This is a genomic window from Halorubrum sp. SP9, from assembly GCF_005435015.1.
Taxonomy (GTDB): Archaea; Halobacteriota; Halobacteria; order Halobacteriales; family Haloferacaceae; genus Halorubrum; species Halorubrum sodomense.
On record NZ_SGXU01000002.1, the window covers coordinates 211017 to 221222 of the forward strand.

Consider the following 10206-nt stretch of genomic DNA (forward strand, 5'->3'; position numbering starts at 1 on the left):
TGGCCCCGACGGTCGCGATTGAATCGCATTATCCGATGTCGACGCCGAACGGGTATAAAATCCTCCGTCCGACCTCTCAGTCGCGATACTCGGGTTCGCGCGGTCAGAACCCGGACGGACCCGCTCAGTCGCCGTCCGCCCGCCGCGCCGTCAGCCACGCCGACGCGACGGCGACGACGCCGGCGAACCCGCCGAGCAGCACCGCCTGCGTCCAGTTGAAGCCGATCAGCGTTCCCGCGACCAGCGTGACGACGAGAAACGCGGCTGTGAGGGCACCGAGCGTCGAGGCGAGCGAGGCGTCAGCGTCGGGCATACGCGAACTGGGGGTTATCGGGCGATAAATCGGCCGGTCCGGGCCGAGTCCGTCCGTCTGGTCGAGAGGAGGTTGACGGCAAATGGATCAGAAGTTGAGACTACCCATCTCAATGTACACGTTTCTGAACCAGTTTATAGACAAGAACTTTCATTTGTTGACCTCTCTCGGGATCGCCGCCCTCGGTATTTACACCCGAGGACGGTGCGTCAGTCAACCGATCTAAGTGACATAGAGAGTATACTTTCACGACCGAGAGATACCTACCGGGGACCAAGCAGTCGGAGGTCACAGCCTCAATTCGAGGGACATCGGCAGAATCGGGAGACGAACACTTCCTCCGAACGACGGTCCGATATATCGACGTGAGTGCCGTATAGTCCATCGACTCAGCCGGTAGCGCACATGACCACGACACGACGGTAGTGGTTGCGACTCGCACTACTGTTCTCAATACGTCGAACACGGATGCCGCTGGCATCACCCGGTCAAACTGGTCGAGACGAACGGCTGAACAGGCTACCGTGCCAAATGGGCGCGCCGCTAACAGGGGTGGAGGCGATCGCGCGGGAACGACAGGGTGACTTCTGTGCCTACGACCGGTGGCGAGGTAGCGAACGCTTCAACAGTGACGTCGTCGAACGCGAGCGTCACGCGGTTCGTTGCATCCTCGCGCACGACGCGCTCGACGGTCGCAGACAGGTCGCCGTCAGCGTCACCGAGTGTGATTGCCTCCGGTCTGATGGCGACCTGGGGCGCTGCGTCGGTATCGCTGTCGTGATCGATTGGACTCCGACCGCTTCCGTCGGAGCGTGCCTGGGACCCGATGCCATCATCGAGAATACGGCGTAGCGAGGGCGCCGCCGAGAGGTCGATAACGTTCGACCCGGTGAACCGGGCAACCATCGGCGAAGCGGGCCGTTCGAACACGTCCTCGGGCGTACCACGCTGAACGACCCGCCCGTCCTGCATCACGACGATCCGGTCGGCGACAGCGCGGGCCGTCGTGCGGTTGTGCGTCACGTATACCGCGGTCACGTCGTCAAGTATATCCGCGAGATCGTCTCGCAGGGCCTGTTGTGTCGGGACATCGAGTGCTGCCAGCGGTTCGTCAAGCAGCATCACAGAGGGGCAAATCGCGAGCGCTCGGGCGAGGGCAACCCGCTGTTTCTCTCCGCCCGACAGGGTCGGTGGGTTTCGCTCCGAGAGATGGGCCACACCGAGTTCATCAAGCAGCTCGGCGGCATCACGCGACGACTCTCGGTACCGGGTGCCGTACTCGACGTTCTCCCGGACAGTCATATGCGGGAAGAGCGCGTAATCTTGGAACACGAAGCCGAATCCCCGCTCCTCCGGCGGTTTCCCCGTGATATCCGTTTCGTTCGCCGTCACTACCCCGTTGTGCTCGTGGAAGCCGGCTATCGTCTCTAACAGCAGCGTCTTGCCGCTCCCACTCGGACCAAGTATTACACAGGTCTCGTTGGACTCGACCTCGATTGCGGCATCGACGGTAAACGGTTCCGCACCGTCGGCGGTAAACGTCGAGCGGATGTCGGCAGTGAGCCGGGTCATGGCATCCCTCCTGCTGTGCCATCGTCGGTCAGGTAGCGGACGAGGAGGAAGATTGCTGCCGAGACGGCCAAGAGCAAGAACGCGACCGCCCCACTCTCCTCGAGTCCCCCCTGGAGGTACGTGTTGTACACGAAGACGGGTGCGTGTTGGGCGGTCACCTTCTCGCCTGCGAACGGGTAAAAGAACTCTACAGAGTAGGCAACCACCGCGACGGCACCGAATTCGGAGACAGCACGGGCCCACGCGAGCACGCCGCCGGTGATCATGCCTCGGACAGCGAGCGGGCCGGTCACCCGCCGGAACGTATCCCACTTGTTAGCGCCGTGGATGCGAGAGGCGTACTCAAGGCGGTCGTCGATGGCCTCGAATGCCTCCCGGCTGGCGTTGACCGCGTACGGGGCCGAGACGAACGCCATCGCCAACACCATTCCAACCATCGTTCCGAGGACCGAGAACTGGGGGAATGCACCGCTCTTCCCAAAGCCGAACAGGATGATAATACCCGCGACAGAGTGGGGAACGACAAGGGGGAGGTCGACGAGACTCTCGACGAGGGGCTGGCCGGGGAATCCCTTCGCTAGCAGGTGTGCCAGTGGGACACCAAACAGGAGGCTGAGCACGGCCGCCAACAATGGACCATACACACCGAGATAGAGTACGCGGTGGACATCCGGATCCAGTGCCTTCTCGATGACGAGTGCAGGAGTCTGCCGTGCGACGAACATGAACAGGGGCAGCCCCAGGGCGATCATGAGGAGACTCCCGGCGGTCGCTGTCGCCACGGTGAATGAGGTACCGTCGAGCGCGTACGCGGTGACGGCCGTGCTGCCCACGATGAAGTAGGCGTACCAGGTCGGCTGGCCGACCGAGTACGCAGCGGCGAATGCCAGCGCTTGGACGGCGACGAACGCCACGACTAGTGGTGTCCGCCCGACTGCGTCGATCTCGAACCGGCGTTCAGTCTCCGTTGCCATGGTCTGTGAAGCGGGGCACGTTGTGCATAAATATCGATGAAATGGCGACGGACCCCACTAGAGCTCCAGTGGCCCGAGAGAACTCTGTGCGCTGGCGACTCCCATCACGTTGTCGGGGACGGCGTCCTCCGAACTCGCGGGAACGACAATGGGATCAACAGGAACGAGGCCCTGTTCTTCGAGGATCGCCCGACCCGGCTCGGTGCCGAAATACTCGACCCACTGTGCGCCGCGGCCAGGGGCCTCGGCGACGCTCGGGACGGTCAGTCCGTACGCGATGGGCGCGCCGGTGAAGGTGCCACTGTCGGTCTCGACCTCGGCCTTCGCGTAGTGTTGTGCGTACTCATTCGTCGCCTGCGAGAGGTCAACCTCCGGCTGGAGGTCGACGTACGGCAGCCCGGAGGTGGCCGAGATAGACTGGTAGTACAGGACGTAGTCGAGTTCGCCAGACTCGAGCTGGCCCTCGAGGTTCGTCTCGGTCCCCGTTGGAACGGTCGTGTTGCTCATCAGGGCGTCAAGGGTCCCCTCGTCGTAGAGCCGCTCGCCCTGGAACTCCTCGGCACCCAACTGTAGCGTCATCACCGCGCGATAGCCGCCGGGGTCGACCGCCGGGTCCGAGTGTCCGATGGTGATGCCGTCACGCGAGAGGACCTCCCACCAGTTGTCGGCCGAGATGTCGTCCGCGCCGGGGGAGTCCTCCCGGTACTGAATCGACATCGAGTTCGTCGTGAAGATGGCGTACCAGTCGCCGTATTCCGGGAGTACCCGGTTACGGATGAGCCGGAAATCGGAGACGCCGAGTACGTCTGCCGACCGTCCCTGCTGGGTGATTTTCTGTGTCGATGCCACGGATCCCTGCGCCTCCCGGGTGACGTCAACGCCGAACTCATCCTCGAACTGCGGTTCGGCAGCCGAGAACGGCGGGGCGAGCGAGCCGGCGTGGAAGATGGTCATAGAGTCCGACATTGGTGTGCTTGTCGGGGTTCCACTGTCGCCACCGCCATCGCTCCCACCGTCACCAGTACAGCCGGCTAAACCAAGCGCCGCTGCTGTTACACTACTCGCGAGGAACGCACGTCGTGTACGATGTTCTGTCATTGATACATCGGCGTTATTTCGACACCGGCATAATTGTTTTCCTCCCTGCCCGTCTTGACCCGGTATGGACGCGAGCTTCGACGCACAGCTTCGGGCAGATAGTGTGGAATTCACACAGAAGGACGCGTCACTCCTCAAAGCTGTAGACGAGATCGGATCGATTCACAAGGCCGCTGACGAACTCGGTCGGTCGTACTCGCGCTCGCACCAACGCATTACTGAACTGGAAGGGGCCTTCGGGACGCTAGTTGAACGGCAGCGCGGAGGATCTGGCGGTGGCGGAAGTACTCTCACTGAAAACGCCGATAAGTTACTCTCCCGATTTGAGCGGCTTTGTACAGGATACTCGTCAGTTGCGGAAACTACTGAGGCAGTATTAAACGGGACCGTCGTGACACGGACTGGCGAACTCGGAACAGTAACCACCGCTGCTGGAGATGTACGGGCAATCGTCCCGGCCGATACTGACACGGTACAGGTGAGTCTTCGTGCTGATACGGTAACGCTACACGATCTGGATGAGACGCCGACGGAGAGCGCCACGAGTGCCCGAAACCGATTCGACGGGCACGTACTCAGTGTCGACTGCGGTGACGTGATTTCGCTGGTTTCTGTCGATGTTGGGGCCGAAGACCCCCTGTATGCTCTTGTAACTGAAGACAGTCGAGAGCGGCTCCAACTTGAGTCGGGTCGTCATATTGTCGCGTCGTTCAAAGCGACAGCAACACGTGCAACCCCCAAATAGAGGAAAGAGCGCTCTCAGCGGACTCTTTCAACCGGACTGTGGCAGGCTGTTGAGGTAGTTGGTCGATACAAACCAGACGAGGCGCTCCGTGGAAAACTATGTTTGGGTCTCGTACAGAGCACTTACAGAGTTCTGTAGTCCGTACGTCGGCGTATCTAGGGATGTGAATGCGTTCTTGAGCGTGACCTATCCAGCGTCTGTTGATGGCTCCAACTCTTGAGTCTCGGCGAGCTGTTTTTCGATACATCGCGCGACGACCGTACGCCAACTGGCCAGTTTACGATACGTCGCCGTTGTATGATCGGAGATCGCTTGCCGGAGTAGAATCGGATGTTCGGACGGTTTCGGAGACGTGGTTCCGGTCATAAGAGTCACGGCTCGGTTGAGCAGCTCACCTGTTCACTTCCTATGGCGTACTTCCTATTCAATGTCCACGACCGCTACGAGGGCTCAACCCGCTACGAGGTGGACACACTCTTTCGGATGTTTGTACTGAAGGAACTCCACGGCTGGGAGCACCAAACGTCCCTCGTTGATTATCTGAGAAACGCGTCAGTCGTATGCGATCAGTTGGGGTTAGAGACGGTTCCAGATCAATCGACGCTGTGGCGCAGTTGGAACACCCGGTTTACCGCCGACCTTCGCGAGACGGTGGAGACAACTGCCCGGACTCTTTTCATTGAAGCCTAGAATACAGATATCTCGGTTCCACGCGACCCTGAGCAGAAGCTCTGTTACCGGGACACCGCCGCCGAGGATTCAGCACCGGACGAGCAACGCATCTTGGGCCGGGCAGAGACGATTATAGAACAGGTCAGCCGCGCTGTCTTCCCGGCGCTCTCGCTAGACCGTGGTAACGGGAGTGAGATTCACGAGAACGCCTACTGGGGGTTACAGACCTATCTCGGGCTCCGTGAGAACTTGGCTGCCAACGAGGGTGCTCGGAGTTTCAGCTACGAGTCAACGCGGGAGCGGACACCACTCGGACATACTCACCGCGACCACCTACGTGACCTCCCGATACCGGAGGTTCGAGCGATGTATCGACGAGCGATCCGGCAACTCATCGGCAAAGTCGCAGAGACGGAGGAGCTCTTTCGCGCAGGCATCGTCGCGATCGGCATTACCGAAGCTGACCCCTTCACGGGCGACCGTACGGGCCACAAGGGCGAGATCATCGGAACGAAGCAGAACACCGACGAGTACGCCTACCAGTGGGCTACAGTCCATTGGTCGGTAACGCTGTTCCACTCGTCCTCGATGCTCGCCCCGTGCCGAGAGGCGAGTACTCTATCTGGCGGGCCGTCGACTTGCTCGTTCAGGTCGCATTGACTGGTAAGTACGAGCACTCGCCGATGGTGACGCAGATAACACACTGACGCTGCTGAAGAAGGAGACTGGAATCGGATAGAGAGACACTCAGTCTGGGCTAGCGCGCGGTCTGAGTGGCGACACTGTTGGATGTCTCGAAAATTAGTCCTTATGATTGGAAGTATAACAAGAATGCCGCTTTGAGAGAGAATTGAGGTAATTTCTGCTGACCAAATCGGCAAAATCCACTCATTACAGCTCTTCTATACCCGCTGTAGTCTCAACTTCCACAAATAGACCCGCTTATAAATCTCATAGCGCGATATCAAATCCGTCTCGCACCGCTACCCCGCGTGCCGACCGGTCCGTTTTTGCGCGCGGCGGCTGTCCCCGCTCGTATGGCGAAACAGCCGCACCTGCTGGTCGAGGAGGGCGACGTCCACGAAATCGCGGTCATCCCGGGCGATCCGGGGCGCGTCGACCGGATCGCGGACCTGTGCGACGACAGCGAGGTCGTCGCGCAGAACCGCGAGTACAAGGTCGTCAACGCGAGCTACGAGGGGGTCGACCTCACGATCTGCTCGACCGGGATCGGCTGTCCGTCGGCGGCCATCGCGGTCGAGGAGCTCTCGCGGGTCGGCGTCGAGACGTTCGTCCGGTGCGGCACCTGCGGCGCGCTCCAGTCGGAGATGGAGGTCGGCGACATGGTCGTCGCGACCGGCGCGGCCAAAGAGGAGGGGACGAGCAAGCGATACGAGTCCGCGAACTATCCCGCGGTGCCGGACTACGACGTGCTCACCGGACTCGTCGGGGCGGCCGAGGACAACGGCGAAGAGATCCACGTCGGCCCGATCGTCTCGGACGACGCGTTCTACAACGAAGACGAGGAGTCGGTCGACGACTGGAACGACGCGAACCTGCTCGCGGTCGAGATGGAGGCCGCGACCGTCTTCGCGCTCGCGCGCCGGAAGGGGCTGGCCGCCGGCGCCATCTGTACCGTCGACGGCAACCTCGTCGCGGGAACGCAGAAGGGCGCGGACTCCGACGACGAGCTGCCGGCGAAGGCGAAGGACAACGTCGAGCGCGCGATCCGGATCACGCTGAACGCCATCGCGTCGCTGTAACGGTCGAAAACCCGCGACCGCCGGGCGCTCACTCCTCCGCGCGGAACTCCACGAGCGTCAGGTCCCGGTCGAGCGCGCACGTCTCGTGGGGCGGGTCGCCGAGCACCTGATCGATGACGCGCTCCTCGTCGAAGTCGGCGCCGTCGGGGACGCAGTAGCCGTGGCTCGGGCACTCGGTGTGCGGGCAGGGGCCGGCGAGCGACACCTTACTTCCCGCGTACGCGCGCTCCGACGGGACGTTGGCGGGGACGGAGGCGGGTTCGACCTCGACCGCGCGGACGCCCGCGTCGTGGACCGCGCAGTCGAGCGTCTGCGCGTTCTCGCGGATCCCGGTCACCCGGTAGCGAGTCCCCTCGGAGAGGTTGAGACACTGGCTGCGATATGGACACCCCTCGCAGTCGCCCGATTCACCCTCGTAGACGAACTCGCGGCCGACGTCCGCGAGTCGAGTCCCGATGAGCGTGACCGTGGTCATGTCCGGAGCGACGCGCCGCGAGTCCGTAAGCCTCCCGCCTCCGCCGGCGCGGCGGGAGCGTCGCCGGGGCGGCTCGAAACTCGGGGCGACGACGCGGAGGGCAAGACACATGCCCGCGCCTCGGCAACGACGAGCGAATGATCGCGGGGGTCACGCGGGAACTGCGCGCCGAGGCCGAGCGGACGAACGAGCGGCGGGTCCTCGTGCTCGCGGGCGACCGCGACCGCGGTATCGACGCCGCGTACGACGCGGTCGAATCGGTCGAGGTCGACGACGGGGACGCCTCGATCGTCTCGACGCGGAAGGGGTTCCGGTTCGAGGAACACCGGCCGCGGAGCGCCGACGAACTCCTGGGCCGCACCCGCGAGGCGGTCGTCCTCGACTGCCACGACCGGTTCGTTCCGAACGCGCTCGGGCGGGCGGTCGGCGCCGTCGACGGCGGCGGCCTCCTGATCCTCCTGACGCCCGCGCTCGACGACTGGCCGGCGATTCGCGACCGCTTCGACGACTCGCTGGCGGTGCCCCCGTACCAGGTCGACGACGTGACGGGGCGGTTCCGCGAGCGCCTGGTTTCGACGCTCCGGACGCATCCCGGAATCGCGGTCGTCGCGCTCGGCGAGGGACCCGACGGTGACGCGCTCGAGCGCGACGGACTCACCGGGAGCGCGGGCGAGGGGCGCGGCGAGCCCGTCGGTCCCCCGAGCGCGCCGCCTGACGCGACGTTCCCCGCGGCCGCGTACCGAGCCTGTCTCACGGGCGATCAGGCGCGGGCGCTTCGGGCGTTCGAATCGCTCGCCGCCCCCGGCTCGGCCGTCGTCGTCGAGTCGGACCGGGGGCGCGGGAAGTCGAGCGCGGCCGGGCTCGCGGCCGGCGCGCTCGCGCTCGACGGCGCCGACGTGCTCGTCACCGCGCCCGCGTTCCGGAACGCCGCGGAGGTGTTCGCCCGGGCGCGAGAACTGATCGCGGCGGAGACGGGGGGAGACGCCACCGCGAGCGAGCGGGACGACGGGGGCGGTCTCGACGGCGACCGCGACCGCGACGAGCGCGACCTCCGAACGCCCTCCGGCGGCCGCGTCCGGTTCCTCCCGCCCGCCGCCGCGGCGGAAGCCGCGGCCGAGGCGGACGCCGCGGTCGTCGACGAGGCGGCGGCGCTCCCGGTGCGGCTGCTGGAGGGGTTCCTCGACGCGCCCGCGGTCGCGTTCTGTACGACGGTTCACGGCTACGAGGGCGCGGGCCGGGGGTTCGCGGTCCGGTTCCGGGAGCGGCTGCTCGACTCGCGGTTCGCGGTCAGCGACGTGCGGCTCGACGAGCCGATCCGGTACGCGCGAAACGACCCCGTCGAGGCGTGGGCGTCGCGCGCGCTCCTGCTCGACGCCCGGCCGGCGGTCGACGCGGCAGTCGCGGACGCGTCGGTCGACGAGGCGACCTACCGAGCGCTCGACCCCGCCGACCTGCTCGCGGACGAGACGCTGCTCTCGGAGGCGTTCGGGCTGCTCGTCGCCGCGCACTACCGGACCGAGCCGAACGACCTGGCGCGGCTGCTGGACGCGCCGAACCTCGTCGCGCGGGCGCTCGTCGCGGACGGCCGGGTCGTCGCGGTGGCGCTGCTCGCACGGGAGGGCGGGCTCGACGCCGCGACCCGCCGAGGGATGTACGAGGGCGAGCGCGTCCGCGGCAACATGGTGCCCGACGTGCTCACGAGCCAGCTGCGCGACGAGGCCGCCGCGGCGCCGCGCGGCTTGCGGACGGTCCGGATCGCGACCCACCACGCGCTCCGGGACGCGGGGTTCGGGTCGCGGCTGCTCGACGAGGCCCACGCGGAGTTCGGCGGGGACGACGGCGGGAGCCGGAAAGGCGGGGAGGACGGCGTCGACTACTTCTCGGTCGGCTACGGCGCGACGCCGCGGTTACTGCGCTTCTGGGAGCGGGCGGGGTACCGGACCGTTCACCTCTCGACGAGCCGGAACGACGCCTCGGGCGAGTACTCCGCGGTCATGCTCCGCCCGGAGACCGAGGCCGGCCGCGGCCTCCTGGACCGCCACGCGGTCGCCCTCCGGGACCGCGAGCGCGACGGCCTCTCGGACGCGCACCGCGACGTCGACCCGGACGTGGTCCGCGGCGCGCTCCGGGCCTGTTCCGCCCCGGTCCCGGTCGACCTCACCGAGACCGAGTGGCGCTCGGTCGTCGGCGCCTCCGTCGGCCCGGGGATGTACGACACCGCGCCCGGCGCGTTCCGGGACCTCGCGCTCGCGGCGCTGGTCGAGGGGACCGACCTCGACGACCGCGCGGAGCGCCTGCTCGTCCGGAAGGTGCTTCAGGGCCGCCCGTGGGACGAGGTCGCCGACGAACTGGACTTCGTCTCGACGAGCGCGTGTATGCGCGCGCTCGGCGACGCCTACGCCCCGCTCGTGGAGCGGTACGGGACCGAGTTCGCGCGCAAAGAGCGGGAGCGATTTATAACCGAGTGAGCGGGCAGACGACGACTATTTATAAATAGATCCGCGGTGGCGCGTGCCGGCGAGCGGCCGGAGCGAAGCGACGGCCGCGAGTCGCACGCGCGAGGGAGTCGGGCGGCCGGAGCGAAGCGGAGGCCG

General features: G+C 65.3%; 8 protein-coding genes and 1 pseudogene. 4 read left to right on the top strand and 5 right to left on the bottom strand.

Features of this window, described 5'->3' with window-relative positions; all coding sequences use genetic code 11:
• Positions 1-124 precede the first annotated feature (124 nt).
• The 4 genes from EXE45_RS02815 to EXE45_RS02830 all read right to left on the bottom strand — a co-directional run bounded on the left by EXE45_RS02815 (position 125) and on the right by EXE45_RS02830 (position 3825).
• Positions 125-313: a hypothetical protein gene (locus EXE45_RS02815; RefSeq protein ID WP_092919975.1), complete on the bottom strand. Its 189-nt coding sequence runs from the start codon at positions 311-313 to the stop codon at positions 125-127.
• A 543-nt stretch (positions 314-856) separates the two neighbouring features.
• Complete coding sequence (locus tag EXE45_RS02820; protein WP_137693459.1) at positions 857-1885, bottom strand: ABC transporter ATP-binding protein; 1029 nt, start codon at positions 1883-1885, stop codon at positions 857-859.
• Positions 1882-2859 carry an ABC transporter permease gene (locus tag EXE45_RS02825; RefSeq protein WP_137693460.1) on the bottom strand — a complete coding sequence of 326 codons (978 nt, stop codon included), beginning with the start codon at positions 2857-2859 and terminating at the stop codon, positions 1882-1884. The genes EXE45_RS02820 and EXE45_RS02825 overlap by 4 nt, the downstream gene beginning before the upstream one ends.
• A gap of 57 nt (positions 2860-2916) precedes the next feature.
• Positions 2917-3825, bottom strand: coding sequence for an extracellular solute-binding protein (locus EXE45_RS02830; protein ID WP_241988306.1), 909 nt, complete (start codon positions 3823-3825; stop codon positions 2917-2919).
• 196 nt (positions 3826-4021) lie between these two features.
• Between EXE45_RS02830 and EXE45_RS02835 the strand changes: the two genes are divergently transcribed.
• The 3 genes and pseudogenes from EXE45_RS02835 to EXE45_RS02845 all read left to right on the top strand — a co-directional run bounded on the left by EXE45_RS02835 (position 4022) and on the right by EXE45_RS02845 (position 7137).
• Positions 4022-4702 (top strand): TOBE domain-containing protein, encoded by a 681-nt coding sequence (locus EXE45_RS02835; protein WP_137693462.1) that lies wholly within the window; start codon positions 4022-4024, stop codon positions 4700-4702.
• A gap of 203 nt (positions 4703-4905) precedes the next feature.
• Positions 4906-6113 (top strand): annotated as a pseudogene (locus tag EXE45_RS21795) (hypothetical protein).
• A 298-nt stretch (positions 6114-6411) separates the two neighbouring features.
• A complete protein-coding gene (locus EXE45_RS02845) occupies positions 6412-7137 on the top strand; it encodes a nucleoside phosphorylase (protein WP_092919970.1) in 726 nt (241 codons plus the stop codon).
• A gap of 28 nt (positions 7138-7165) precedes the next feature.
• Here the strand turns inward: EXE45_RS02845 and EXE45_RS02850 are convergent, their stop codons facing one another.
• Positions 7166-7612, bottom strand: coding sequence for a UPF0179 family protein (locus tag EXE45_RS02850; RefSeq protein ID WP_137693463.1), 447 nt, complete (start codon positions 7610-7612; stop codon positions 7166-7168).
• 137 nt (positions 7613-7749) lie between these two features.
• On the opposite strand from EXE45_RS02850, the gene tmcA reads away from it, so the two are divergent.
• Complete coding sequence (gene tmcA / locus EXE45_RS02855) at positions 7750-10080, top strand: tRNA(Met) cytidine acetyltransferase TmcA (RefSeq protein ID WP_137693464.1); 2331 nt, start codon at positions 7750-7752, stop codon at positions 10078-10080.
• Positions 10081-10206 lie beyond the last annotated feature (126 nt).

Bases quoted from the DNA above. Each gene is read 5' to 3' on its own strand.
- EXE45_RS02815 (WP_092919975.1), bottom strand. From the start codon at position 313: ATGCCCGACGCTGACGCCTCGCTCGCCTCGACGCTCGGTGCCCTCACA.
- EXE45_RS02820 (WP_137693459.1), bottom strand. From the start codon at position 1,885: ATGACCCGGCTCACTGCCGACATCCGCTCGACGTTTACCGCCGACGGT.
- EXE45_RS02825 (WP_137693460.1), bottom strand. From the start codon at position 2,859: ATGGCAACGGAGACTGAACGCCGGTTCGAGATCGACGCAGTCGGGCGG.
- EXE45_RS02830 (WP_241988306.1), bottom strand. From the start codon at position 3,825: ATGTCGGACTCTATGACCATCTTCCACGCCGGCTCGCTCGCCCCGCCG.
- EXE45_RS02835 (WP_137693462.1), top strand. From the start codon at position 4,022: ATGGACGCGAGCTTCGACGCACAGCTTCGGGCAGATAGTGTGGAATTC.
- EXE45_RS02845 (WP_092919970.1), top strand. From the start codon at position 6,412: ATGGCGAAACAGCCGCACCTGCTGGTCGAGGAGGGCGACGTCCACGAA.
- EXE45_RS02850 (WP_137693463.1), bottom strand. From the start codon at position 7,612: ATGACCACGGTCACGCTCATCGGGACTCGACTCGCGGACGTCGGCCGC.
- tmcA (WP_137693464.1), top strand. From the start codon at position 7,750: ATGATCGCGGGGGTCACGCGGGAACTGCGCGCCGAGGCCGAGCGGACG.